Consider the following 25021-nt stretch of genomic DNA (forward strand, 5'->3'; position numbering starts at 1 on the left):
TCGAGACCTAGTCCTGGCCGCGCAGGATCGCGAGGATCCGCAGGATGTTGATGTAGATCCAGATGATGGTGACGGTCAGGCCGAAGGCCGCGCGCCAGGACTCGCGCTCCGGGAGCCCGGCGGCGATGCCCTGCTCGACGAAGTCGAAGTCGAGGATCAGGAAGAAGATGCCGGCCGCGAGGCCGATCACCGAGAAGATCAGACCGGCCATGCCGAAGCCCGCGATGCCGAAGTCGGCGCCGAAGAACGAGAGCACGAAGTTGACCAGCATGACGCCGATCAGGCCGACGGCCAGCGCCACGCCCATGCGGCGCATCTTCGGCGTGACCGTGATGTCGAGGATCTTGTAGGCCGCCAGCGTGCCGACCACGGCCAGCAGCGTGCCGAGCACGGCCTGCATCACCAGCGGGCTCGCGTCGGGCTGGTCGAAGAGCGTGCTGACGACCTTGGAGAAGGCACCGACGAAGAGGCCCTGCATCGCGGCGTACGCCAGCACCAGCGGGGGGCTGACCACGCGCTTGAAGGAGTTGACCATCGCCAGCACGAAGCCGCCGAGCGCACCCACCATGCTCAGGGTGTTGAGGGTGACCAGCGCGCTCTGGTCGGTGATCGGGCCGGTCATGATCCACGTCGCGGCCGCGACCACGGTGACGACGCCGAGCGTCAGCGCGGTCTTCTGCACCACGCTGTCGAGCGTCATCCGGCCCTGGTCGACCGTCGGGGCGTCGTAGCCGCCGCCGGGCGCCTGCGGGGTGCCCTGGCCGTAGCCGGTGCCCCACGTCGAGGGGTCGCTGACCTTGCTGGAGCCGCGCCCGTTGAAACCCTCGGCGCGGGTGAAGACGGGGTTGTTGCTCTGCATGGCGTCTCCTTGGATGCCTGGTGGACGACCCTCCGCTCTGGTGGTCGTCGGACGCCCCGATCCTACCGAGGCGTCACCAGCAGAACGGTCGGGGAGGCACCGGTGTTCCCCGACGTGATCGGATCGTTGTCGCAGGTCAGCAGGTGGTTGTCGGGGTCATCCACCTCGTCGCGACGGTACGCCGCTCCCCCCGTCCCGCCACAGCCCGATCCGCTCGGCGAAGTCCGCCACGACGCGGTCGACCACGCCCCCCTCGCCGAGGGCAGCGCGCACCGCGGCGGGGTCGTCGTCGGTCCCCCCGGCCCAGCGGAGCAGCCGCTGCAGGTCCTCGCGCCACGACGGACGGAGCTCGCCCCACCGGTGCGCCGCGGTGTCGCGGTCGGTGGTCCAGGTGGCGTCGGTGACGCTCACCAGGCCGGCGACCGCGAGCAGGGTCTTGCGACCGACCCGCCGGGCCAGGTCCGGGCCCGGCTCGGCGGCGCGCCACCGCGCCAGGTGCCGGCCGAGGTCGCCGTTGAAGCCGCGCGCGGCGTCCCGGTCGCCGGGGAAGGGGTGCGCGCTGCGGTGGGCGTCGTCGCCCAGCAGGGGCACGCAGTAGTGCCGCAGGAAGACCCGGTTGCCGTACGCCGCGTCGTCGGCCCCGCGGTAGTCGTCCGGCTGTGCGACGCCGACGGCCACCTCGCGGCAGAGCGCGCCGAAGCGACGACCGAGGTCGGCGGCGAGCCGCGCCATCTCCTCGGGGTCGGCGTCGATCGCGAGCAGGTCGACGTCGGAGCCCGGTGACCTCGCGGTGCCGGTCGCGACCGAGCCGTAGAGGTGCAGCTCCCCCACGCGGCCGGCGGCACCCGCCACGGCCTGCTCGAGCACGGCCTCGTGGGCGGCCGGCACCCGCGACCGGTCGGCGCCGGTGGTGATGAGGCCGTCGGGCGTGAGCCCCTCGCGCGGGTCGAGCACGTCACCAGCCTTCCCCGTGCCGCGGCGTCCACGCCCCGCGGTGCCCCGGGTGGGGCTCGAACCCACACTGCGCGGCTTTTAAGGCCGCTTCCTCTGCCGATTGGGATACCGGGGCGCCCGGTCACCACGCGGGCGACCTTATCGAGCGGCCGCCCGCGCGAGCACGTCGTCGATCATCGGCTCGGTCAGCCGGCCGGTGAAGGTGTTCTGCTGCGAGGGGTGGTAGCAGCCGAGCACGGTCAGCGGGCCGTGCGGCCCGGCGAGCACGACCTCGGCACCGTGACCGAAGCGCGGGCGGGGCCGCGGCACGGCCACGCCGGCGCCGTCGAGCGCCGTCAGCGCCGCCGCCCAGCCGAAGCCCCCGAGGCAGACCACCGCGCGCAGCGTGGGCAGCACCTCGCGCAGCTCCCGGTCGAGCCACGGCGCGCAGGTGTCGCGCTCCTGCGGGGTCGGCTTGTTGGCGGGCGGGGCGCACCGCACGGCAGCCGTGACCCGGGCGCCGCGCAGCCGCAGCCCGTCGTCCCGGTGCCGCGAGGTGGGCTGGTCGGCCAGCCCGACGCGGTGCATCGAGGCGAAGAGCCAGTCGCCCGAGCGGTCGCCGGTGAAGACCCGGCCGGTGCGGTTGGCGCCGTGCGCCGCGGGAGCGAGGCCCACCACGAGCACGCGGGGCGCCGGGTCGCCGAAGCCCGGTACCGGCCGGCCCCAGTAGTCCTCGTCGGCGTACGCCGCGCGCTTCTCGCGTGCCACCTGCTCGCGCCAGGCCACCAGCCGGGGGCAGGCGAAGCAGTCGGGGATGCGCCGGTCGAGGTCGTCGAGGTCGCGGGCGCCGGCGGCCGCACGGCGTACGCCGCCCGCCGAGCGCGCCCTCACGATGCGGCCTGCTCGCGCTGCTGCCGCATCCGGGCGACGTCGCGCTCCTCGCGCTCGCGGCGCCTCACCGCCGCGGCGTCCTCGCGCACCTCCAGCTGCAGCCGCGACTCCGCCGGGGGGCCGCGCCGCAGCTGGCGGCTGCGCTCGAGCTCGGCGTCGAGCACCGCGCCGAGCACCAGCGTCATGTTGGTCAGCCACAGCCACAGCGCGAGCACGACCGCACCGGCCAGGGCGCCGTAGGTGCGGTTGTAGTCGCCCAGCGTGGCGGCGTACAGCCCGAAGCCGACGGAGACCACGAGCCACGCGAGGATCGCGCTGCAGGAGCCGACGGTGATCAGCCGCACGCGACCGAAGCGCACGTTGGGCGTGAGGTGGTAGAGCATCGCGACGACGACCATCACCAGCAGGCCCAGCACGGGCCACTTCGCGACCCCCCAGACCGTCACCAGGTCGTCGCCGACCCCCAGGGCGGCGCCCACCACGTCGGCCACGGGACCGGTGACCGCGACCACGACGACGCCCGCCGCCGTCAGCAGCAGCGTGGCCAGCGTGACCAGCACCTGCAGCGGGCGCAGCCGCCACCAGGGCCGGCCCTCCTCGACCTGGTAGACGCGGTTCATCGCGCGCCCGAAGGCGTTGACGTAGGCGCTCGCGGTCCACAGCAGACCACCGAGGCCGACCAGCAGCGTGTAGGCGCTGCCGTCGAAGCGGCTCACGTCGCCCAGCACGTCGGCCACCTCGGCGGCGGTCTCGGGCGAGAAGAGCCGCGCGGCCACCCCCTCGATCACCCCGACGGTCTCGCTGGCCCGGCCCGCGACCCCGACGAGCGAGACCAGGACGACGAGCGCGGGCAGCAGCGAGAGGATCGAGTAGAAGGTCAGGGCGGCGCCGGCGTCGACCCCGGAGTCGGCGACGAAGCGGCGCGCCACCCGTCGCGCCACGAAGAGCGGCGAGCGCCTGCTCACGCGAGCGACCACGCGAGGCCGTCGAGGATGTCGTGCTCGGAGACGAGGAGGGAGCGCACCTGGGTGCGGGCGAGCACGCGCGTGAGGATCAGGCCACCCGCACCGATGACGTCGGCACGACCGGGGTGCATGTAGCCCAGGTGGCGCCGCTCCTCCACCGTCATCGCGAGCAGGTGGTGCACCGCGCCCTGGATCGCGTCGGGGCGCAGGACGCTGTGGTGGATCACGCTGCGGTCGTAGACGGCGAGGTCGAGCACGGCCGCGGCGACGGTGGTCACGGTGCCGGCGACGCCCACGACGGCCCCTGCCTCGGCGGGATCGACCTCGCAGGCGTCGAGCGCGGCGTCGATGTCGGCGACCGCCGCCTCCACCTGCTCGCGGGTCGGCGGGTCACCGGCCAGGTGGCGCTCGTTGAGGCGCACCGAGCCGATGTCGAGGCTGCGCCCCCGCAGCACCTCCCCCGAGGCCCTGCCGAGGATCAGCTCGGTCGAGCCACCGCCGATGTCGAGCACCATCAGCGGCTCCGGGAGCGGCGGCAGCGAGCGCACGGCCCCGGCGAAGCTCGCCCGCGCCTCCGCGTCACCGTCGAGCACCTCCGGCTCGACGCCGACGCGCTCGCGGACGCCCTGCAGGAAGTCCTCGGCGTTGTCGGCGTCGCGCGCGGCCGAGGTAGCGCAGAAGCGCAGCCGGGCGACGTCGTGCTCGCGCACCATCGCCATCAGCTCCTCCAGCGCACCGAAGACGCGGCCCAGCGCGGCCTCGGCGATGCGGCCGGAGCGGTCGACGCCCTGGCCGAGCCGGACGATGCGCATCTCGCGCACCAGCTCGGTGGCGCTGCCGGTCTCGGGGTCGAGGTCGGCCACCAGCAGCCTCAGCGAGTTGGTGCCGCAGTCGAAGGCCGCGACCCGGGTCACGCCTGGTCCTCGGGAGCGGCCCCGACGCAAGGGCCCGCGCGCCACCAGTCACCGAGCAGTTCGAGCACCTCGTCGCCGAGGGGGTTGGCGCCGCGTCCCTGGGCCAGCGACTGACCGGCGAGCACGTGCAGGCACTTGACCCGCTCGGGCATGCCTCCCGCCGAGACGCCGTCGATCTCGGGCACCTCGCCGATCTCGCGCCGCGCCCGCAGGTAGCGCTCGTGGGCGGCGGCGTACGCCGCGGCGAGCTCGGGGTCCTCGGCCAGCCGCTCGGTCATCTCCCGCATCAGGCCCGAGGCCTCGAGCGTGCCGATGAGCGACGCGGCGCGAGGGCAGGTCAGGTAGTAGGTGGTGGGGAAGGGCGTGCCGTCCTCGAGCCGCGGCTCGGTGGTCACGACGTCGGGGTGGCCGCACGGGCAGCGGTGGCCCACCTCGTGGATCCCGCGCGGGGGCCGGCCCAGCTGGGCCGCCACCGCCGCGCGGTCGTCGGCGGAGATGCTCAACTCGGCGCCTAGTCGTTGGAGGGGGCCTCGAGCTGCGTCGCGGGGGTGCGCACGCGCTCGGGGTGGTCGGCGGTCTCGACGGTGCCCCACACCTTGCTCCACCAGGCCTCGGGCAGCTCCTCGGGCACCGAGCCCGGGTCGGGCAGGTCGTCGGTGGCGACCAGCGGCTCGCCGTCGCGGCCGATCACCTGGTAGCTGGTCTCCCCCGGCATCACCCAGCCGAAGCGCTCGCGGGCCTGGGCCTCGAGGAAGGCCTCGTCGTCCCAGCGCCGCTGCTCCCGCTCGAGCGACTCGATGTCCTGCTCGGTGCTGGCGATCTGCGCCCGCAGGTCGGCCAGGTGGGAGCGCTGGTCGAGGTAGGCGCGCATCGAGGAGGCGTAGGAGACCACCAGCACGCCCACCACCAGCACCAGCACCGCCATGCGGTGGGTGAAGCGCCGGCGCGGCGGGGCGGCCTCGGCCGTCGCGCGCGCCGACCCCGAGGTGGCCGGGGTACGCCGCTGCGGCCCGCCGGGGCGGCGGGTCGGGCGCTGCTGCGGGTGTCGGCTGGGCACGGGGCTCCCTTGCGTCCGAGCGGGCGTCAGCCCTGGTAGCGGGGGAAGGCGCCGCGACCGGCGTAGCGGGCCGCGTCGTCGAGCTCCTCCTCGATGCGCAGCAGCTGGTTGTACTTCGCGACGCGCTCGGAGCGGGCGGGGGCACCGGTCTTGATCTGGCCGCAGTTGGTGGCCACGGCGAGGTCGGCGATCGTGGTGTCCTCGGTCTCGCCGGAGCGGTGGCTCATCATGCAGCGGTAGCCGTTGCGGTGGGCCAGCTCCACGGAGTCGAGGGTCTCGGTCAGCGAGCCGATCTGGTTGACCTTCACGAGCAGGGCGTTGGCCTGACCGCCGTCGATGCCGCGCTGGAGCCGCTCGACGTTGGTGACGAAGAGGTCGTCGCCCACCAGCTGGGTGCGGGCGCCGAGACGCTCGGTGATGGCCTTCCAGCCGTCCCAGTCCTCCTCGTCGAGGGGGTCCTCGATGGAGACGATCGGGTAGGAGTCGACGAGGTCGGCGTAGTAGTCGATCATCTGCGCCGAGCTGCGCTTGCTGCCCTCGAAGGCGTACTTGCCACGGCTGCAGAACTCCGTCGCGGCCACGTCGAGCGCCAACACGACGTCCTTGCCGAGCTTGAGCCCCGCGGCCTTGACCGCGTCGGCGATCAGGTCGAGGGCCGCGCGGTTGCTGCTCAGGTCGGGGGCGAAGCCGCCCTCGTCGCCGACACCGGTGGCCAGGCCCTTCTTCTTCAGCACCGACTTCAGCGCCTGGTAGACCTCGGCGCCCTGCTGGACGGCCTCGCTGAAGGTGGCGGCGCCGATCGGCGCGATCATGAACTCCTGCACGTCGACGTTGGTGTCGGCGTGGGCGCCGCCGTTGAGGATGTTCATCATCGGCACCGGCAGCAGGTGGGCGTTGGGGCCCCCGACGTAGCGGTAGAGCGGCAGCCCGGCGCTCTGGGCGGCCGCGCGCGCCACCGCCAGCGAGACGCCGAGGATGGCGTTGGCGCCCAGCGAGGCCTTGTTGGGGGTGGCGTCGAGGTCGAGCATCGCCCGGTCGACCAGCCGCTGGTCGGCGGCCGGCAGCCCGATGATCTCCGGCTCGATCTGGTCCTGCACGGCGGCGACGGCCTTCAGCGTGCCCTTGCCGCCGTAGCGCTTGCCGCCGTCGCGCAGCTCGACGGCCTCGAAGGCGCCGGTGGACGCGCCGGACGGGACGGCCGCACGGCCGACCGTGTCGTCGTCGAGGAGCACCTCGACCTCGACGGTGGGGTTGCCGCGGGAGTCCAGGATCTCGCGGGCGATGACGGTGTCGATGGAAGCCACGACCCGACCCTAACCGTCCTGGGCGCCCGCCGCGCGGAGGCGTGCCCTGGCGCAGCCCGGTCGGGACGCGACGGGTCAGCCCGCCGGGTGGACGCCGAAGACGAGCTCGCCGAGGTCGTCGGAGCGGGGCACCCGCTCGACCTCGTCGCACTGCGGCCCCCGACCGGCGAGGTCGCAGACGGCCACGGTGCGTCCGCGCAGGCCGTAGGGGCGGGTGCCGGAGAGCCAGCCCCGCACCTCCAGCCCCGCAGGGACCGGCAGGTCGCCGGGGCCGGCGACCACGCGCTGCTCGTCGCGTCGCGGGGCCACCGCGCGAGGGTCGACCAACCGGCCCACGAGGTCGTAGGCCACCGGCTCGTCGCGGTCGCCCAGGCCGAGGACCACCTGCGACCCGTCGCGCGAGACGCCCAGCGAGGTCACGGGCGGCAGCGGCAGGCCCTGGGCCTGGCGGCCCGCGGTGAACCACACCTCGGTGCCCGTGCGCACCAGGATGCCGGTGGGCAGCACCACCAGCTCCTCGGGCTGCAGGGGGGCGAGCCCGACGGTGCGGCCGCCGACGTGCAGGTCGGTTCCCGCGGCCCAGACCACCTCCTCGGTGAAGTCGAGGTCGCTGGCGAGGTCGAGCCGCTCGGGCAGCTCCTGCACCGGGTCAGCGGTCACCGTGACGGTCGGGGTCGGGCGGGGCTGCAGCTCGTCGTCGGTGCCGCGGGCGCAGCCGGCCAGCAGCAGCACGGCCACCACGACCGCCAGGCCGGGCCGGAGCGTGCGGCGCCGCGGGCTCATCCGGGCAGCCGCCGCAGGGCGTCGCGCAGGGCCTGCTCGGGGTCGACGCCCTGCGCCCGGGCACGTGCGACGAGCCCGAGCAGCTCCTCGCCCACCTCGGTGCCGGGGTCGACGTCCGCTCGGCCACCGGGGACCTCCGGGACCTCGGGGACCGGCAGCCCGGCCCGCTCCCGTCGGTCGAGCACCTTGCTGGCCCGGGCCAGCGCCGGCAGCGCGGCCGGGATGCCGTCGTGCAGGTCGGCCCGCGGCCGCTCGGCGGCCTTCGCCGCCTCCCACAGCTCGTTGATGCGCGCCGGGTCGGTCTCGCCCCCGCGCTCGGCGACGTCACCGAAGACGTGCGGGTTGCGGCGCAGCAGCTTGTCGCGGAGCGTGAGCGCCACGTCGTCGGCGTCGAACCAGCCGCGCTCCTCGGCGATGGCCGCGTGGAAGAGCACCTGCAGCAGCACGTCGCCGAGCTCCTCGCGCAGGTGGTCGCGCGTCTCCACGCCGGGGGCGGGTCCCGCGTCGTCGAGCTGGTCGAGCACCTCGACGAGCTCGTGGGTCTCCTCGAGCAGGTGTCGCGCCAGGCTGCGGTGGGTCTGGGCGGCCTTCCAGCCGCACTCGGCCCGGAGCCGGCGCATCATGCCCACCAGCTCCTCCAGGGTCGAGGTGGAGGTCACCCGCCGCAGCGCTGCGCCGGCGGGAGCCCGGCCGCGAAGCCCGGGTCCTCCCCCGACGCCGCCTGCTGGGCCTGCTGCGCGAAGTCGGACTGCGCCCGCGACACCGAGCCGTCGCCCGCGCCCGGGAGCCCGTCGGCGTCGGGCCCGAAGCGCGCGTCGGTCACGACGTCGACGCCGGACTGCCACTCCTCGCGCTGGGCCACGCCGGCCTGGATGAGCTGGTCGAGGTTCTCGGGGGTGAGCTCCTCGCCGGCGGCGTCGGCGGCCACCTGGGCCAGGTCGGCCTGGCTGACGGCGATCTCCTCGACCACGGGGCCGATCACCCCGGCGATGTCGTCGGGGAGCTCCTCGATGCCCTGGGTGCTCTGCGTCACGACGTACTGCGCGACCTCGGCCGGGGCCGAGGCGTCCTGGGAGGCCGCGAACTGCTGGTTGAGCCGCAGCTCGATCAGCACCCGGAGGATCTGCTGCTTCTGGGTGGCCAGCGCGGTGACCTGCCCCTGCCCGGCGGCGACGCCCTGCTCGGCCAGCTCGCACTGCGCGGCGGTGACCTCGTCGACCTGGGCGACCGAGATGCGCTCGCCACCCACGGTGCTGGCGGTGCCCGGGGCGAGCCCGCTGCAGCCGGTGCCGAGCAGCAGCGTCGCCGCCGTCAGCGGGACCCACGTGCGTGCCTTCACCCTTGCTGCCTCCCGTCGGTGACCTGCGGCGGGTCGACCACCGCGTCCAGGACCTGCCGCGCCCACGCGAGCAGCTCCTCGTCGCGCATCGGCTCGACCCGCGCACCGTGGTGCTGGGGTCGTGGCACCAGCATCGTAGACACCGGGGCCTTCACCAGGCTCTTCGGGTACATCCGCTGCAGCCGGACGACGCGGCTGTCGGGCAGCTCCACGGGGTGGAAGCGCACGTGCTTGCCGGCCAGGGTCACCTCGTGCACGCCGGCCTGGCGGCAGCGGGCCCGGAAGCTCGCGACGGCCAGCAGCCGCACCACCTCGACCGGCGGCTCGCCGTAGCGGTCGGTGAGCTCCTCGCGCAGCACCGCGACGTCGTCATCGGCGCGCACCTCGGCCAGGCGCTTGTACATCTCCAGCCGCAGCCGCTCGCTGGGCACGTAGTCGTGCGGCAGGTGCGCCTCGACCGGGAGCTCGATCTTGACCTCGATCGCCTCCTCCGGGGCGGTGCCGTCCTGGCGGAACTCCTGCACCGCCTCGCCGACCAGCCGGACGTAGAGGTCGAAGCCGACGTCGGCGATGTGCCCGGACTGCTCGCCCCCCAGCAGGTTGCCGGCGCCGCGGATCTCGAGGTCCTTCATCGCGATCGCCATGCCGCCGCCGAGGTCGGAGTGCTGGGCCAGGGTCGCCAGCCGCTCGTGGGCGGTCTCGGTGAGCGGCTTGTCTCCGGGGTAGAGGAAGTAGGCGTAGGCGCGCTCCCGCGAGCGCCCGACGCGGCCGCGCAGCTGGTGGAGCTGCGAGAGACCGAGGGCGTCGGCCCGCTCGATGATCATGGTGTTGGCGTTGGAGACGTCGAGGCCCGACTCCACGATCGTGGTGCAGACGAGCACGTCGAAGCGCTTCTCCCAGAAGTCCAGCATCACCTGCTCGAGCTGGTGCTCCCCCATCTGCCCGTGGGCGGTCGCCACGCGGGCCTCCGGCACGAGCTCGCGGATCCGCGCAGCGGCCTTGTCGATCGACTGCACCCGGTTGTGGATGAAGAAGCACTGGCCGTCACGCAGCAGCTCGCGGCGCACGGCGGCCGTCACCTGGCGGTCCTCGTAGGCGCCGACGTAGGTGAGCACCGGGTGGCGCTCCTCCGGCGGGGTGGCGATGGTCGACATCTCGCGGATGCCGGTGATCGCCATCTCCAGGGTGCGCGGGATGGGCGTTGCCGACATCGAGAGCACGTCGACGCTGGTGCGCAGCCGCTTCATCTGCTCCTTGTGCTCCACGCCGAAGCGCTGCTCCTCGTCGACGATGATCAGGCCGAGGTCCTTGAGGCGGATGTCGGGGTTGAGCAGCCGGTGGGTGCCGATGACGATGTCGACGGTGCCCTCGCGCAGGCCCTCGACGACCTCGCGGGACTCGGCGTCGGTCTGGAAGCGGCTCAGCGCCGCGAGCCGCACCGGGAAGCCGCTCATCCGCTCGCTGAAGGTCGCGTAGTGCTGGTTGACCAGCAGCGTGGTCGGCACCAGGACGACGACCTGCTTGCCGTCCTGCACCGCCTTGAAGGCGGCGCGGACCGCGATCTCGGTCTTGCCGTAGCCCACGTCGCCGCAGACCAGGCGGTCCATGGGCACGACCCGCTCCATGTCGGCCTTGACCTCCTCGACCGTGCTCAGCTGGTCGGGGGTCTCGTGGAACGGGAAGGCGTCCTCGAGCTCGGCCTGCCACGGCGAGTCGGGGCCGAAGGCGTGGCCCTTGGTGGCCTGCCGCGCGGCGTACAGCTTGATCAGCTCCGCGGCGATCTGGCGCACGGCCTTGCGGGCCCGGCCCTTGCGCTTGGCCCAGTCGGCACCGCCGAGCCGGTCGAGGCTCGGCTGCTCGCCGCCGACGTAGCGGGTCACCTGGTCGAGGGCGTCGGCGGGCACGTAGAGCCGGTCGGGCGGGTGACCGCGCTTGGAGGCGCCGTACTCGAGCACGAGGTACTCGCGGGTGGCGCCCTGCACCTCGCGCTGGCGCATCTCCACGAAGCGGCCCACGCCGTGCTGCTCGTGCACGACGTAGTCGCCGGACTTGAGCTCCAGCGGGTCGATCTGCTTCTTGCGGCGCGCGGGCATCTTGCGCATGTCGCGGGTGGTGGCCCGCTGGCCCGCGAGGTCCTCGCCGGTCAGCACGACGAGGTCGTCGGCGAGCAGGCCGTGGTGCAGGCAGCCCTGGGTCACCAGCACGACGCCCTCGGCGTCGTCGCCGGCGCTCACCGCGTCGACGAGGCGCGCGGCCACGTCGTGCTCGCCGAGCACCTCGACCATCCGCTGGGCGGGGCCCTGCCCCTGGTGCACCGTGACCACCCGGCGGCCGGCGGCGAGGTGCTCGCGGATGTCGGCGACGGCCTGCTCGACGTCGCCGCGGTAGGCGGGGGCCTCCTGGGCCGAGACCTGCCGGGCGCCGGACTCGTCGGTGCCGAAGGGGCTGATCCCCCACCAGCCGTGGTGCAGCTCCAGCGTGCGGTCGCGGACGTCGCCGAGACCCTGCAACGACGCCGCGCCCAGGTCGATGGGGGCCTGCCCGCCGGAGGCGGCGGCGGCCCAGCTGGCGCCGAGGAACTCCTCGCTGGTCTGCACGAGGTCGTGGGCCCGGGTGCGCACCCGCTCGGGGTCGAGCAGCAGCACGTGGGAGTCGGCCGGCAGCAGCTCGACGAGCAGCTCCATGTCGTCGACCAGGGCCGGGGTCAGCGACTCCATGCCCTCGACGGCGATGCCCTCGGCGAGCTTGTCGGTCAGCTCGCGCAGCTGCGGGTGGGCGGCGCCGAGCTCGGCGGCGCGACGGCGTACGTCGTCGGTGAGCAGCAGCTCGCGGCAGGGCGGCGCCCACAGCCGCTCGACCGGCTCCAGGGTGCGCTGGTCGGCCACGGCGAAGCTGCGGATCTCGTCGACCTCGTCGCCGAAGAGCTCGACGCGCAGCGGGTGCTCCTCGGTGGGCGGGAAGACGTCGACGATGCCGCCGCGCACGGCGTACTCGCCGCGCTTCTCGACCAGGTCGACGCGGGCGTACGCCGCCCCGGCCAGCCGCCGCACCAGGTCGTCGAGCTCGACCTCGTCGCCCGCGCGGAGCTCGACCGGCTCGAGGTCGGCCAGGCCCGCGACCTGGGGCTGCAGCACCGAGCGCACGGGCGCCACGACCACCCGCACCGGACCGAGCCCGGCGGTGTCGGGGTGACGGAGCCGGCGGAGCACGGCCAGCCGCAGGCCGACGGTGTCGCTGCGCGGGCTGAGGCGCTCGTGCGGCAGCGTCTCCCACGCGGGGTAGAGGACCACCTCGTCCGGCGGCAGCAGGTCGCCGAGCTCCTCCACCAGGTCCTCGGCCTCGCGCACGGTCGCGGCCACCACCAGCACGGTGCGGCCGGCGTCGACCAGGCCGCGGACGACGAAGGGCCGCAGCGCCCCCGGCCCGGTGAGGTCGGCGGTCGCGACACCCCGCTTGGCGTCGTCGACGGCCCCGGCGAGGACGGGGTCGCGCAGGACGAGGTCAGCCAGTCCGGCAAGGCTCAACGAGGGTCACTCCCAGGCACGCGTGCAGGCCCCCTGCCCGAGCGGGAGGGGGTGGACCTCCAGTCTACGAAGCGGTCGCGACCGCGTCGGGGTCGGCGTCGGCCTTGCCACGCAGGATGCAGAACTCGTTGCCCTCGGGGTCCGCGAGCACCACCCAGCCCCCGCCGTCGGGCCGGCGCAGGTCCCCCACCTCGCGGGCGCCGTGGTCGCGCAGCCGCTGCAGCTCGGCGTCGCGGGTCCCGGCGCTCGGGCGCAGGTCGAGGTGGATCCGGTTCTTGACCTGCTTGCCGTGCTCCTTGGCCTCGGGGACCTCGATGAAGAGCAGCGGGTGGCCGCCGTCGGGCCGCTGGATCCAGCACTCGTCGTGGCCCGGCTCGTTGGGGTCGTCCTGGTCGTCGACGTAGCCGAGCACCACCTTCCACCACTCGGAGAGGGCGTAGGCGTCGGCGCAGTCGATGCTGGTGTGGCTGATGTAGGCCGTCATGGCGCCCACCCTCGTCCGGTGCGCGCCGTACCGCCAGCCCTTTCCGGTGCGCTCGCCGGTCCAACATATGCCTTGACAGGCATATACGGTGGCAGGCACGGTGTCCGGGTGACACAGACCGTCTGGGCCGCCCTGGCCGACCCGCACCGCCGCGACGTGCTCGACCTGCTGGCGGCCGAGGAGCTCTCGGTGGGTGAGCTGGTGACGCGGCTGTCGCTGACCCAGCCCCAGACCTCCAAGCACCTGCGCGTGCTGCGCGACGCCGGGCTGGTGCGGGTGCGACAGCGCGGGCAGCACCGCATCTACGCCGTCGAGCCGGAGTCGCTCTCCGAGCTCGACAGCTGGCTCGCGACCTACCGCCGGCTGTGGAGCCGGCACCTCGACCGTCTCGGGGAGCACCTCGAGCAGACACCCCAGGGAGACAGCTGATGCAGACACTCGACGACGGCAGCTACCTCGAGGTCGACGGCCGTCCGGCCGTGCGCTTCTCCCGGGTCTACGCCGCGCCGCGCGAGCGGGTGTGGCGCGCGATCACGGAGTCCGACGACCTGCGCCACTGGTTCCCCTCCCCCGAGGTCAGCATCGACGTGGCGGCCGGGACGATCACGATGTCGGGCGACCCCTACGCCCGCGAGGCGAGGACCACGGCCGTGCTCACCTGGGACCCGCCGCACCGGCTCGGCTTCGAGTGGGACGGCAACGAGCTGCACTTCTCCCTCGCCGAGGTCGAGGGGGGCTGCCGCCTCGAGCTGCTCAACGTGCTGGCGCAGCCCGGCGAGGCCTCGCGCAACGCGGGGGGCTGGGAGATGTGCCTGGCCGACCTCGAGCGCCTGGTCCGTGGCGACCCCCGCCCGGCAGGCCCGGGCGAGGGCTCCATGGCCGACTTCCTGCCGGTGCTGGAGAAGTACAAGCAGCTCGGCCTGCCCGACGACGGCTGGCTCCCCGAGGAGCCGGCCTGACGTCCTGGCTACTTCTTGGTGGCGCGCTTGCGCGGCGCGGGGCGTACGACGAGCACGGGGCACGGCGCGGAGTGCTGCACCCGCTGCGCCGTGCTGCCCAGCAGCACGGTGTCGGAGAGGCCGCGGCTGCCGCTGGCGACGACCACGAGGCCGGCGGAGACGGCCTTGGCCGCCTTGACGATCTCGTTGGCCGGCGAGCCGCTGCGCAGCTTGCGCTGCACCTTGGGGCCCCAGCCGTCGAGCGCCTCGGCGACCGTGCGGACGGCGTCCTCGGCAGCCTCGCGGAAGCTGCGGTCGCGCGGGCCGCCGCTGATCTCGTCGGCGAAGGCGACCGAGGCGTAGGGGCTGATCACCCCGACCACGGAGACCGCCTCGATCTTGTCGGGGTCGGCGAAGGACATCAGGTGCTTGGCGGCCGCGAGCGACTGCTTCGACCCGTCCGTGGCGATGACGACGTGCATGTCAGAGCTCCTTCCCCTCGATCGGCTCGCCCCGGCGCGTCCCGGCGGGACGGTCGCGCTTGCCGAAGATCAGCTCGACGACGAAGAGCGCCACGCCGACGCCCACCAGGGCCAGGCACCACAGCACGGACGTCGGGTCGTCGTAGACGGTGTAGTAGAGCACCGCGACGTTGCCCACCAGGCCGAGGTAGAGCAGCGGCCGGGGCGCCCGGTAGTGGTCGGCGTTGACGTCGGTGCTGCCCAGCTTGAGGCAGGCGACGATCACCATCGAGTAGATGATCAGCAGCAGCACCACGGTCACGGTGGCGAGCCTCGCGACGATGTCGAGGTCGAGGCCGGCCGAGAGCAGCAGGTTGCTGATCGCCAGCAGGGCGATCACCACGGCCGCGGAGAAGATCAGGGCGAGCACCGGGCTGCGCCGCGTGGGGTGCACCTTGCCGAAGGCGGCGGGCACGACGTCCTCGCGCGCCATGCCGTAGAGCACGCGCGGCTGGGTCACGATCGCGACCAGGGTCGTGTTGGTGATGGCGGTCATCGCGATGAAGGCGAAGACGATCGAGAGCACCCCGACCGGCACCGGCAGCACGCCCGACTCGACCACGGCGAGCAGCGGCGCCTCGGCGTCGACCAGCTCGGGGATGGGCAGCGTCAGCGCCGCGGAGATCGACACGAGCACGTAGAAGACGCCGGCGGCCGCCATGCCCCCGATGAGGGCCTTGGGGAAGTTGCGCGCCGGGTCGATGGTCTCCTCGGCGACGTTGGCGGCGTTCTCGAAGCCGGTCATCGCGAAGAAGGCGAGCGAGACGCCGGCGATGATGGCGAAGATCGGGTTGGAGTCGGTGTCGAACTCGGTGAGCACGCCGAAGTCGGCGTCACCCTGCACGATCACCAGGAAGCCGATCAGCAGCACGATGAGCAGGCCGAAGACCTCGACGAAGGTCATCACCATGTTGGCGACCACCGACTCGGTGATGCCGATGTAGTTGACCACCGCGAGCAGCGCCACGAAGACGATCGCGACCACGGCCGCGGGCGGGAAGCTGAAGACCTCGCCGAAGTAGCGGGCGAAGCCGGAGGCCAGCGAGCCTGCGGCGGCGAAGCTCGAGGCCAGGAAGAGCACCGTGACCAGGAAGGTCAGGGTGCGGTTGCCGAAGGCCTTCTGGATGTAGAGCGCCGCGCCCGCGGCCCGCGGGTACTTCGTCGCGAGCTCGGCGTAGGCCATGCCCGTGACGGTCGCGATGGTGACGCCGACGGCGAAGGCGAGGAAGAAGGCACCGCCCACGGCGCCGGCGACCAGGCCGATCAGCACGTAGATGCCGGAGCCCAGCACGTCGCCGAGCACGTAGAAGAAGAGCAGACGCCCCGAGATCGAGCGCTTCAGGCCGTCCTCGTGGTCGTCGGGGTGAACGTGGGTGGCAGCGGTGTCGGACACGAGGCCTCGTTCCCTGGGCAGATGTCTGCGGTCGGTCGTGCTCGATGCGGTAGTGGACCGACTCTAGGGGGCGATTGTCAACCTTCGTCCGACAGACGCGGCGAGGCGCAGATCAGCTGACGACGACCTCGATCCGCTGGAACTCCTTGAGCTCGGTGTAGCCCGTCGTCGCCATCGCACGCCGCAGCGCGCCCACGAGGTTCATGGTGCCGTCGGCGACGTGGGAGGGACCGAAGAGGATCTGCTCCAGCGTGCCCACCGTGCCGAACTCGACGCGCTGACCCCGCGGCAGCTCGGGGTGGTGCGCCTCGGCGCCCCAGTGGAAGCCCTTGCCGGGCGCGTCGCTGGCCCGCGCCAGGGGCGAGCCGACCATGACGGCGTCGGAGCCGCAGGCGATCGCCTTGGCGATGTCGCCACTGCGGCCGATCGAGCCGTCGGCGATGACGTGCACGTAGCGACCACCCGACTCGTCGAGGTAGTCACGCCGAGCGGCCGCGACGTCGGCCACCGCGCTGGCCATGGGCACCGCGACCCCGAGCACGGTGCGGGTGGTGTGCGCCGCTCCCCCGCCGAAGCCCACGAGCACGCCGGCGGCACCGGTGCGCATCAGGTGCAGCGCCGCCTGGTACGTCGCGCAGCCGCCGACGATCACGGGCACGTCGAGCTCGTAGATGAAGTCCTTGAGGTTGAGCGGCTCCGACTGGCTGGAGACGTGCTCGGCGCTGACGGTGGTGCCGCGGATGACGAACATGTCGACGCCCGCGTCGACTACCGTCTTGGCGAACTCCTTGGTGCGCTGCGGCGAGAGGCTCGCCGCCACCGTCACGCCCGCGTCGCGCACCTGCCGGATGCGCTCGGTGATCAGCTCGGCCCGGATCGGCGCGGCGTAGATCGCCTGGAGCCGCTCGATCGCCGCGGGCCCCTCGAGGGTCGCGACCTCCTCGAGCAGCTCGGTGGGGTCGTCGTAGCGGGTCCAGAGCCCCTCGAGGTTGAGCACCCCGAGCCCGCCCAGCTGGCCGAAGTGGATGGCGGTGGCCGGCGACATCACCGAGTCCATCGGTGCCGCGAGCACCGGCAGCTCGAAGCGGTAGGCGTCGATCTGCCAGGCGATCGACACCTCCTCGGGATCCCGCGTGCGCCGGCTGGGCACGATCGCGATGTCGTCGAAGGCGTAGGCACGCCGCGCCCGCTTGGCCCGGCCGATCTCGATCTCGGTCACCGGGGAACTCTAGCGAGGGACTGCGGCGGGGCCGTTGACGGCGTGGTCGAGCGCGCCGCGCAGCCAGGCGGCGTACCGCGGCATGCTCCAGCCCACCCTCACGAAGCCGAGGTGGGTCTCGGTGGTCATCATGACGTGCAGGACGTCGGCGGCGTCGGGCACGGGCTCCTCGCCGCGGCAGAGCAGCCGGGTGAGCCGGCGCGAGGTGCCCAGCCGCTTGAGGTCGGAGCCGCGCATGATGGCCCGGGCGTCGGGGTCGACCGAGGCGGCCTCGTTGAGCGCCGAGACCAGCGGGACCAGGCGCTCGTGGATCCGGCAGACCAGGTCGACGAAGCGCTCGAGCCGCTCGTCGACGGTGTCGAGCTCCTCCAGCCGCAGCTCGGCGACCGCGGTGTCGACGTCGCGGTGCGGCGGCAGCACGACGTGGGCCAGGGCTGCCCACAGCAGCTCGCCCTTGGAGGGGACCAGGCGTCTCGCGAGGTGAGGCTCCAGGCCGGCCTCGTGGGCGACGTCGTCGATCGACGTGCCGTGCCAGCCGCGCTCGGCGAAGCGGCGCGCCGCGGCCGTGAGCAGGCGGGCGCGCGCGGCCTCGTGCGTGCCGGCCGGGTAGCGCTGCGGCCGGGTCAGGTCGAGGTGCATCACGTGCAGGTCGGCGTGGCCGCCGTCGGGCAGCGCGAAGGCCTCGGGCACGGTGCCGACGACCACGAACCCGAGCCGTCGCCACAGCGCCACCGCCGCGACGTTGGTGGAGACCACGGCGTTGAACTGGGTGGCGCGGAACCCCTCGGACCGGTGCCACGCGACGACGTGCTCGCCCAGCACTCGCCCGACGCCACGACCCCGGGCGGCCCGGGAGACCATGAAGGAGGCGGTGCCGACGTGGCTGCCCTGGGCCTCCCGGTTGGGCCCGGCCTTGGCGGTGCCGAGCACCTGGTCGCCGTCGACCGCGACCACGACGTGCTGCGCCGACCAGGTACGCCGCGTCTCCGCCTCGTCGGCCGGCACGGGCATCGCGTAGGTGGTGCCCGCCGAGGCCACCTCGACGACGATCTGGTGCACCTGGGCCCAGTCGCGCTCCTCGAGCGGCCGGACCGTCAGCGCCACGAGTAGTTGGGTGCCTCGGCCGTGATCTGCACGTCGTGCGGGTGGCTCTCCTTGAGCCCGGCGGAGGTGATCCGCACGAAGCGACCGCGCTCCCGCAGCTCGGGGATGGTGTGGGCCCCGACGTAGAACATCGACTGGTGCAGTCCCCCGACCAGCTGGTGGGCCACCGCCGAGAGCGGGCCGCGGTAGGCGACCTGGCCCTCGATGCCCTCCGGCACGATCTTGTCGTCGCTGTCGACGTCGGCCTGGAAGTAGCGGTCCTTGGAGTAGGACTTCTTGCCGCGGCTCGACATCGCCCCCAGCGAGCCCATGCCCCGGTAGGACTTGTACTGCTTGCCGTTGACGAAGACCAGCTCTCCGGGGCTCTCCTCGCACCCGGCCAGCAGCGAGCCGAACATCACCGACTCCGCCCCCGCGACGAGCGCCTTGGCGATGTCGCCGGAGTACTGCAGCCCGCCGTCGGCGATCAGCGGCACGTCGGCGGGGCGACAGGCCTTCGCCGCCTCGTGGATCGCGGTCACCTGCGGGACGCCGACGCCGGCGACCACACGGGTGGTGCAGATCGACCCGGGGCCCACGCCGACCTTGACGGCGTCGACGCCGGCGTCGACCAGCGCCTGTGCGCCGGCGCGGGTGGCGACGTTGCCACCGACGACCTGCACGTGGCGCAGCGCGGGGTCGGCCTTGAGCCGCTGGACCATCTCCAGGAGCAGCCGGGCGTGGCCGTGCGCGGTGTCGACCACGAGCACGTCGACGCCGGCCTCGACCAGGGTCGTGGCCCGCTCCCAGGCCTCCCCGAAGTAGCCGACCGCCGCGCCCACCAGCAGGCGCCCGTGGGCGTCGTTGGAGGCGTGCGGGAACTGCTCGGACTTCACGAAGTCCTTGACCGTGATCAGGCCGGCCAGGCGGCCCTGCTCGTCGACGATGGGCAGCCGCTCGCGCTTGTGCTTGCGCAGCAGCATGGTGGCGTCGTCGCGGCTGATGCCCACCGGCGCGGTGATCAGCGGCATCGGGGTCATCACCTCGTCGACCTTGGTGGTCGCCCACTCGGCGACCGGCGTGAAGCGCAGGTCGCGGTTGGTGATGATGCCGAGCAGCCGGTTGTCGAGGTCGACCACGGGCAGACCCGAGACGCGGTACTCGCCGCAGATCGCGTCGAGCTCCTCGAGCGTCTTGTCGGGCCCGATGACCACGGGGTTGGAGATCATGCCGGTCTGGGTGCGCTTGACCAGGTCGACCTGGTAGGCCTGGTCCTCGATCGAGAGGTTGCGGTGCAGGATGCCGATGCCGCCCTGCCGGGCCATCGCGATCGCCATCCGCGACTCGGTGACGGTGTCCATCGCGCTGGAGATCAGCGGGGTGCGCAGCGAGATGCCGCGCGTCAGCCGGGTGCTGGTGTCGACCTCGCTGGGGATGACGTCGGTCTCGCCGGGCAGGAGCAGCACGTCGTCGTAGGTGAGCCCCAGGGGGGCGAGGACGTCGTCGTGGCCGTCAGTCATCTCGGGGCGAGCCTTCCGCAGGGAGCCGCAGGAGCCTCGGAGTCTAGTTCAGTGCGAGGAGGGCTCCGGCACCTGGCCACGGGTGCGCCCGGCCAACCCGATGCGGGCGGTGAGGGCACCGTCGCGCATCCGGATGCGGGCCCTCATGCCCGCCCCGCAGACCATGCCCACGAAGCCCTCGTCGGACGCCGGCGCGACCAGCACGACGTGCTCGCGGCCGCGGGCGGCCGCGACGGTGCAGGCGCGGTGGAGCAGCGACGTACCGATGCCCAGACGGCGCCACGACGGGTCGACCTCGATGGTCAGCTCCTCGTCGCCGACGAGCCGGGCGCGCCCCACGACGTAGCGGCCGATCCAGGCCTCGACGCCGGTGTCGACCTCGGCGTACTGCACCGCTCCGGCCCCCGAGCCCGTCGGAGCGGGCACGGCCGGCGCCACGGGCTCGCGGCCGACCGACTCGCGCACCCGCTTGGCGAGCGCGCCGAGCGCGGCTGCCCGGGAGTGCTCCGTGGGGCTCCACTTCTCCGGGTGCGGACCCAGCAGCCGCTCCAGCAGCTCCGGGAGCCTGGCGGTGCCCGCGACGACGTCCGCCGCCGCGGTCAGCCAACGCGTCGGCTGGTCGATCAGGTCGTGGGTGGTGCAGGGTTCGACGCTCACCTCGTCCCCGCCCGCACCACCCACGAGCTCAGCGACCGCCCGAGCGGTCCATGCCTCCGGAGCGCTGATCACCAGCTCGTCGGTGACCGTGCCCAGGTCCGGGAAGATCTGCAGCCCGAGGATGTTGAGCCCCGCGTCGCCGCACCGCGTGGCCAGCTCGGCGAGCGCACCCGGACGGTCCCGCAGGGACGCACGCACTCGGAACAGCATGGGCGCCACTGTCGTCGGGTCGTGTTGCCTGGCTGCTGCCCCCGTGTTTCGAGCAGGTCAACTCGGCCGGCGACGGCAGGACCCGACCCGGACGCGACGAGGCCCCCACCCCGGACGGGGTGAGGGCCTCGCTGCTGGCAGAGGTGGGGTCAGTGGCCGTGGCCGTGACCGTGACCCGCCGCGGCGGGCTCCTCCTCCTCGGGCTTGTCGACCACGAGCGTCTCGGTCGTCAGCAGCATGCCGGCGATCGAGGTGGCGTTGGTGAGCGCCGACTTGGTGACCTTGACCGGGTCGAGCACGCCCTGGGGGACCAGGTCGCCGTACTCGCCGGTGGCGGCGTTGTAGCCGCCGGAGCCGAGCTCGCGGACCTTGGAGACCACGACGTAACCCTGCTCGCCGCCGTTCTCGGCGATCCAGCGCAGCGGCTCGTCGGCGGCCTTGCGGACGACGCGGACGCCGATCGCCTCGTCGCCGGAGAAGCCGAGGTCGCCGTCGAGCGCCGACACCGCGTGCACGAGGGCGGAGCCGCCGCCGGCGACGATGCCCTCCTCGATCGCGGCGCGCGTCGCGGAGACGGCGTCCTCGATGCGGTGCTTCTTCTCCTTCAGCTCGACCTCGGTGGCCGCGCCGACGCGGACGACGCAGACGCCGCCGGCCAGCTTGGCCAGCCGCTCCTGCAGCTTCTCGCGGTCCCAGTCGGAGTCGGTGGCCTCGATCTCGGCCTTGATCTGGTTGACCCGGCCGGAGACCTCGGAGGCGTCGCCGCCACCCTCGACGATCGTGGTGTTGTCCTTGGTGACCACGACGCGGCGGGCGGTGCCGAGCACCTCGAGCCCGACCTGGTCGAGCTTGAGGCCGACCTCGGGGGCGATGACCTGGCCGCCGGTGAGGCTGGCGATGTCCTGCATCATCGCCTTGCGGCGGTCGCCGAAGGCAGGGCTCTTGACCGCGACCGCGTTGAAGGTGCCGCGGATCTTGTTGACGACGAGCGTCGAGAGCGCCTCGCCCTCGATGTCCTCGGCCAGGATGAAGAGCGGCTTGCCGGCGGCGATGACCTTCTCCAGCAGCGGGAGCAGCTCGGAGATCGCCGAGATCTTCCCCTGGTGCAGCAGGATGTAGGGGTCGTCGAGGACGGCCTCCATCGACTCCTGGTCGGTCACGAAGTAGGGCGAGAGGTAACCCTTGTCGAACTGCATGCCCTCGGTGAACTCGAGGTCGGTGCCCATGGTGTTGGACTCCTCGACGGTGATGACACCGTCCTTGCCGACCTTGTCGAAGGCCTGCGCGAGCAGGTCGCCGATGTGGCTGTCGCGGCTGGAGACGGTCGCGACCGCGGCCATGTCCTTGACGTCGTCGACGTCGCGGGCGGCCTTGCCGAGCGCCTCGGAGACCGCGCCGGCGGCGGCGTCCATGCCGCGCTTGAGCGCCAGCGGGTTGGCGCCGGCGGCCACGGCGCGCAGGCCCTCGTGGACCATCGCCTGCGCCAGCACGGTGGCGGTGGTGGTGCCGTCACCGGCGACGTCGTTGGTCTTGGTGGCGACCTCCTTGGTGAGCTGCGCACCGAGGTTCTCGAAGGGGTCGTCCAGCTCGATCTCACGGGCGACGGTGACGCCGTCGTTGGTGATCGTGGGGGCGCCCCACTTCTTGTCGAGCACGACGTAGCGACCGCGCGGGCCGAGCGTCACCTTGACGGCGTCGGCCAGCTTGTCGACGCCGCGCTCCAGCGAGCGACGAGCGTGCTCGTCGAACTCCAGGATCTTGGGCATGTGTGCCTCCTAGGCAGAAGAAAGGGGACAGCCGCGTGCCCGCGCCGGTCGGCGCCGGGCACGCGGCTGGGTGGAGCGGTCGATCAGGAGACGACGGCGAGGACGTCGCGCGCGGAGAGGATGAGGTACTCCTCGCCGGCGTACTTCACCTCGGTGCCGCCGTACTTGCTGTAGATGACCTTGTCGCCGACGTTGACGTCGAGCGGCACGCGGTTGCCGTTGTCGTCGATGCGACCCGGACCGGTCGCCAGGACCTCGCCCTCCTGGGGCTTCTCCTTGGCGGTGTCCGGGATGACCAGGCCGGAGGCGGTGGTCTGCTCGGCGTCCAGCGGCTGGACCACGATGCGGTCCTCGAGGGGCTTGATGTTGACCGACACGATGTCGACCTCCACTTTCACACGGGGTTCGATGGATTGCTGACGAAGTCACCGCCTGCAGGTGCACGCCGTCGCGGGGGTCGCACGCCGTACAAGCGTTGGCACACTCACGGGGAGAGTGCTAACCCGAAACTAGCACTCCCCCGCAGCGAGTGCCAGACGGGGTGGGCGGCCACCGGGTGAACAATGGCGCGGTGGACCCCGACACCTTCCGCTGGCTGCTCAGCGCCCCCGGCCAGCGCCTGCTCGAGGTCGCCGAGCAGCTGGACGACGCCGGCTCGCTCGCCGCCCACGAGCGGCTGCGGCGCGAGGCCGCGCCCGAGCACGTGGCGGCCGCGCTGACCCAGGCCACGCTGCGCCGGCGCGCGGTCGACAAGCTGGGCGCCGACGCCGCCCGGATGTACTTCACCGGCGAGGGCCTCGAGCAGGCCACGCGTGCGAGCGTGGCCGCCCACCGCGCCGCGCGGGCCCGCGCCGCGATGGTCGACTCCGTGGTCGACCTCGGCTGCGGCATCGGGGGCGACCTGGTCGCCTTCGCCCGCACCGGGATGGTCGTCGCCGGCGTCGACCACGACCCGCTGCGGGTGGCGGTGGCCCACGCCAACCTCGAGGCGCTCGGCCTCGGCGGGGCCGTGGAGGTCGGCGACGTCACCACGATGGACACCTCCCCCTTCGACCTCGCCTTCGCCGACCCCGCCCGGCGTACGGCGCGCGGCCGCTCCTTCGACGCCGCCGACTGGTCGCCCCCGTGGCCCTTCGTGGAGTCGCTGCTGCGGCGCGACTCCTGCGTCAAGCTCGCCCCCGGCCTCCCCCACGACCTGGTGCCGGAGGACGTCGAGGCCGAGTGGGTCAGCGACCGCGGCGGGGTGAAGGAGGCCGTGCTCTGGTCGGGGCGGCTGGCCACGACCCCGCGTCGCGCCACCGTGATCGGCGAGCGCGGGCTGGCCACGCTGACGACCGACGACCTGCCCGTGGACGACCCGCCCGTCGGCGACCCGGCGGCGTACCTCCTGGAGCCGGACGGCGCCGTGATCCGGGCCGGGCTCGTGGGCGCCGTGGCCGCGCTGAGCGGCGGCCACCTGGTCGACCCCCACATCGCCTGGGTGACCAGCGACTCCTCGCTGCCCACGCCGTACGCCCGGACCTACCGGGTGCTGGAGGAGGTGCCCTACCGCGAGAAGCCGCTGCGGGCGGCGCTGCGCGAGCGACGGATCGGCGCGCTCGCCATCAAGACCCGCGGCGTCAGCGTCACTCCCGAGCAGCTGCGGCCCCGGCTCGCGCTGCGGGGCGAGGAGCAGGCGACGCTCGTGCTCACCCGGGTCGCCGGGAAGGGGCGGGCCTACCTGGTCGAAGCGCCCTGAGCGCCGCCGCTGCCGCGAGGCCGAGAGCGATGCCGACCACGTCGGCCGCGAGGTCGGCCGGGTCGCCGTGGCGGCCCAGCGGCAGGGTCGCCTGCAGCGTCTCCGTCAGCACGGCGTACGCCGCGAGGCCGAGCGCCAGCCCGGCCGCCGGCATCCGCGCCCAGCGACCCGCCAGCGCCAGGGTGGCGAAGGTCGCCACGTGGCCGACCTTGTCGGAGCCTCCCGGCCCGGCCTCCGGGACCGGCGTCAGGAAGAGCACCAGGCTCAGCGCCACCGCGAGCGCGAAGAGCGCCCGCCTCACACGTTCGCGCGCTCGGCGCCGATCGTCGTGTCGGGGCCGTGGCCGGTGTGCACCACCGTCTCGTCGGGGAGGGCGAGCAGGCGCGCGCGGATCGACTGCTTGATCAGGTCCTCGTCGCTGAACGAGCGACCGGTGGCGCCGGGACCGCCCTCGAAGAGCGTGTCGCCGGTGAAGACGCAGCCGAGGTCGTGGGAGTAGAGGCACACCGCGCCCGGCGCGTGGCCGGGCGTGTGCAGCACCTTCAGCGTCGACCCCGCGACCCGGATGGTCTGCTCGTCCTCGAGGTCGACGTCCCACAGGTAGTCGGGGTGGGTGAGCTCCCAGACGGGCTTGTCGTCGGGGTGCAGCAGGATCGGCGCCCCGACCCGCTCGCGCAGCTCCGGCGCGACGCGCACGTGGTCGTCGTGGGCGTGCGTGGCCACGATCGCCTTGACGGTGCGCCCGCCGATCGCCGCGAGGATGGCGTCGACGCTGTGGGGCGCGTCGATGACCACGCACTCGTCGTCGTCACCGACCACCCAGAGGTTGTTGTCGACGTCGTGGGTCTCCCCGTCGAGGCTGAAGGTGCCGCTCGTGACGGCGTGGTCGACGCGGAGTCCACTCATGCCCGCGAGCGTAGCGA

General features: G+C 73.4%; 26 protein-coding genes and 1 tRNA gene. 3 read left to right on the forward strand and 24 right to left on the reverse strand.

Features of this window, described 5'->3' with window-relative positions; all coding sequences use genetic code 11:
- Positions 1-7 precede the first annotated feature (7 nt).
- The 14 genes from IG63_RS0102915 to IG63_RS0102980 all read right to left on the reverse strand — a co-directional run bounded on the left by IG63_RS0102915 (position 8) and on the right by IG63_RS0102980 (position 13053).
- Positions 8-859 carry a Bax inhibitor-1/YccA family protein gene (locus tag IG63_RS0102915; RefSeq protein ID WP_030482884.1) on the reverse strand — a complete coding sequence of 284 codons (852 nt, stop codon included), beginning with the start codon at positions 857-859 and terminating at the stop codon, positions 8-10.
- 156 nt (positions 860-1015) lie between these two features.
- A complete protein-coding gene (locus tag IG63_RS0102920; protein ID WP_030482885.1) occupies positions 1016-1813 on the reverse strand; it encodes a nucleotidyltransferase domain-containing protein in 798 nt (265 codons plus the stop codon).
- A 41-nt stretch (positions 1814-1854) separates the two neighbouring features.
- Positions 1855-1928, reverse strand: a tRNA-Leu gene (locus tag IG63_RS0102925).
- Positions 1929-1951: 23 nt separating this feature from the next.
- Positions 1952-2683, reverse strand: a complete 732-nt coding sequence (locus tag IG63_RS0102930) for a uracil-DNA glycosylase (protein ID WP_281174261.1) — start codon at positions 2681-2683, stop codon at positions 1952-1954.
- Positions 2680-3648 carry a YihY/virulence factor BrkB family protein gene (locus tag IG63_RS0102935; protein WP_211249180.1) on the reverse strand — a complete coding sequence of 323 codons (969 nt, stop codon included), beginning with the start codon at positions 3646-3648 and terminating at the stop codon, positions 2680-2682. The genes IG63_RS0102930 and IG63_RS0102935 overlap by 4 nt, the downstream gene beginning before the upstream one ends.
- Positions 3645-4562, reverse strand: a complete 918-nt coding sequence (locus IG63_RS0102940) for a Ppx/GppA phosphatase family protein (protein ID WP_030482888.1) — start codon at positions 4560-4562, stop codon at positions 3645-3647. The genes IG63_RS0102935 and IG63_RS0102940 overlap by 4 nt, the downstream gene beginning before the upstream one ends.
- A complete protein-coding gene (locus IG63_RS0102945) occupies positions 4559-5065 on the reverse strand; it encodes a DUF501 domain-containing protein (RefSeq protein WP_030482889.1) in 507 nt (168 codons plus the stop codon). Before IG63_RS0102945 ends, IG63_RS0102940 begins: the two co-directional genes overlap by 4 nt.
- A gap of 8 nt (positions 5066-5073) precedes the next feature.
- Positions 5074-5619: an FtsB family cell division protein gene (locus IG63_RS0102950; RefSeq protein ID WP_051706102.1), complete on the reverse strand. Its 546-nt coding sequence runs from the start codon at positions 5617-5619 to the stop codon at positions 5074-5076.
- 26 nt (positions 5620-5645) lie between these two features.
- The gene (eno, locus tag IG63_RS0102955) at positions 5646-6923 is read right to left on the reverse strand and encodes a phosphopyruvate hydratase (protein ID WP_030482891.1); all 1278 of its coding nucleotides are present in this window, start codon (positions 6921-6923) and stop codon (positions 5646-5648) included.
- 75 nt (positions 6924-6998) lie between these two features.
- A complete protein-coding gene (locus IG63_RS0102960; RefSeq protein ID WP_030482892.1) occupies positions 6999-7706 on the reverse strand; it encodes a hypothetical protein in 708 nt (235 codons plus the stop codon).
- The gene (locus IG63_RS0102965) at positions 7703-8365 is read right to left on the reverse strand and encodes a MazG nucleotide pyrophosphohydrolase domain-containing protein (protein WP_051706103.1); all 663 of its coding nucleotides are present in this window, start codon (positions 8363-8365) and stop codon (positions 7703-7705) included. Before IG63_RS0102965 ends, IG63_RS0102960 begins: the two co-directional genes overlap by 4 nt.
- Positions 8362-9045 carry a hypothetical protein gene (locus IG63_RS0102970; RefSeq protein ID WP_030482894.1) on the reverse strand — a complete coding sequence of 228 codons (684 nt, stop codon included), beginning with the start codon at positions 9043-9045 and terminating at the stop codon, positions 8362-8364. The genes IG63_RS0102965 and IG63_RS0102970 overlap by 4 nt, the downstream gene beginning before the upstream one ends.
- Positions 9042-12569, reverse strand: coding sequence for a transcription-repair coupling factor (mfd, locus tag IG63_RS0102975; RefSeq protein WP_030482895.1), 3528 nt, complete (start codon positions 12567-12569; stop codon positions 9042-9044). Before mfd ends, IG63_RS0102970 begins: the two co-directional genes overlap by 4 nt.
- A gap of 64 nt (positions 12570-12633) precedes the next feature.
- Complete coding sequence (locus IG63_RS0102980) at positions 12634-13053, reverse strand: VOC family protein (RefSeq protein ID WP_030482896.1); 420 nt, start codon at positions 13051-13053, stop codon at positions 12634-12636.
- A 108-nt stretch (positions 13054-13161) separates the two neighbouring features.
- On the opposite strand from IG63_RS0102980, the gene IG63_RS0102985 reads away from it, so the two are divergent.
- Both IG63_RS0102985 and IG63_RS0102990 read left to right on the forward strand, forming a co-directional pair.
- The gene (locus IG63_RS0102985) at positions 13162-13482 is read left to right on the forward strand and encodes an ArsR/SmtB family transcription factor (protein WP_030482897.1); all 321 of its coding nucleotides are present in this window, start codon (positions 13162-13164) and stop codon (positions 13480-13482) included.
- Entirely contained in the window at positions 13482-14012 is a 531-nt protein-coding gene (locus tag IG63_RS0102990; RefSeq protein ID WP_030482898.1) for an SRPBCC family protein, read from the forward strand. The genes IG63_RS0102985 and IG63_RS0102990 overlap by 1 nt, the downstream gene beginning before the upstream one ends.
- Positions 14013-14020: 8 nt before the next feature.
- Here IG63_RS0102990 and IG63_RS0102995 read toward each other — a convergent pair whose 3' ends face one another.
- From IG63_RS0102995 to groES, 8 genes are all read right to left on the reverse strand, one after another.
- A complete protein-coding gene (locus IG63_RS0102995; RefSeq protein ID WP_030482899.1) occupies positions 14021-14473 on the reverse strand; it encodes a universal stress protein in 453 nt (150 codons plus the stop codon).
- Position 14474: 1 nt separating this feature from the next.
- Positions 14475-15905 carry an APC family permease gene (locus IG63_RS0103000; protein ID WP_051706104.1) on the reverse strand — a complete coding sequence of 477 codons (1431 nt, stop codon included), beginning with the start codon at positions 15903-15905 and terminating at the stop codon, positions 14475-14477.
- 112 nt (positions 15906-16017) lie between these two features.
- Positions 16018-17124, reverse strand: coding sequence for a GuaB3 family IMP dehydrogenase-related protein (locus IG63_RS0103005; RefSeq protein ID WP_030482901.1), 1107 nt, complete (start codon positions 17122-17124; stop codon positions 16018-16020).
- A gap of 9 nt (positions 17125-17133) precedes the next feature.
- Positions 17134-18228 (reverse strand): GNAT family N-acetyltransferase, encoded by a 1095-nt coding sequence (locus tag IG63_RS21975; RefSeq protein WP_084596558.1) that lies wholly within the window; start codon positions 18226-18228, stop codon positions 17134-17136.
- Positions 18219-19727 carry an IMP dehydrogenase gene (gene guaB / locus IG63_RS0103015; protein ID WP_030482903.1) on the reverse strand — a complete coding sequence of 503 codons (1509 nt, stop codon included), beginning with the start codon at positions 19725-19727 and terminating at the stop codon, positions 18219-18221. The genes IG63_RS21975 and guaB overlap by 10 nt, the downstream gene beginning before the upstream one ends.
- A 48-nt stretch (positions 19728-19775) precedes the next feature.
- Complete coding sequence (locus IG63_RS0103020; RefSeq protein ID WP_030482904.1) at positions 19776-20594, reverse strand: GNAT family N-acetyltransferase; 819 nt, start codon at positions 20592-20594, stop codon at positions 19776-19778.
- 149 nt (positions 20595-20743) lie between these two features.
- Positions 20744-22360 (reverse strand): chaperonin GroEL, encoded by a 1617-nt coding sequence (groL, locus tag IG63_RS0103025; RefSeq protein ID WP_030482905.1) that lies wholly within the window; start codon positions 22358-22360, stop codon positions 20744-20746.
- A gap of 83 nt (positions 22361-22443) precedes the next feature.
- A complete protein-coding gene (gene groES, locus IG63_RS0103030) occupies positions 22444-22737 on the reverse strand; it encodes a co-chaperone GroES (RefSeq protein WP_030482906.1) in 294 nt (97 codons plus the stop codon).
- A gap of 194 nt (positions 22738-22931) precedes the next feature.
- Between groES and IG63_RS0103035 the strand changes: the two genes are divergently transcribed.
- On the forward strand, positions 22932-24098 hold the full coding sequence (locus tag IG63_RS0103035; RefSeq protein WP_030482907.1) for a class I SAM-dependent methyltransferase: 1167 nt from the start codon (positions 22932-22934) through the stop codon (positions 24096-24098).
- Here IG63_RS0103035 and IG63_RS0103040 read toward each other — a convergent pair.
- Positions 24049-24399: a VanZ family protein gene (locus tag IG63_RS0103040; RefSeq protein ID WP_030482908.1), complete on the reverse strand. Its 351-nt coding sequence runs from the start codon at positions 24397-24399 to the stop codon at positions 24049-24051. The two genes, IG63_RS0103035 and IG63_RS0103040, sit on opposite strands and share 50 nt — an antisense overlap.
- Positions 24396-25004 carry an MBL fold metallo-hydrolase gene (locus IG63_RS0103045; RefSeq protein WP_030482909.1) on the reverse strand — a complete coding sequence of 203 codons (609 nt, stop codon included), beginning with the start codon at positions 25002-25004 and terminating at the stop codon, positions 24396-24398. Before IG63_RS0103045 ends, IG63_RS0103040 begins: the two co-directional genes overlap by 4 nt.
- Positions 25005-25021 lie beyond the last annotated feature (17 nt).

It is taken from the genome of Nocardioides aequoreus (genome assembly GCF_000720335.1).
GTDB lineage: Bacteria > Actinomycetota > Actinomycetes > Propionibacteriales > Nocardioidaceae > Marmoricola > Marmoricola aequoreus.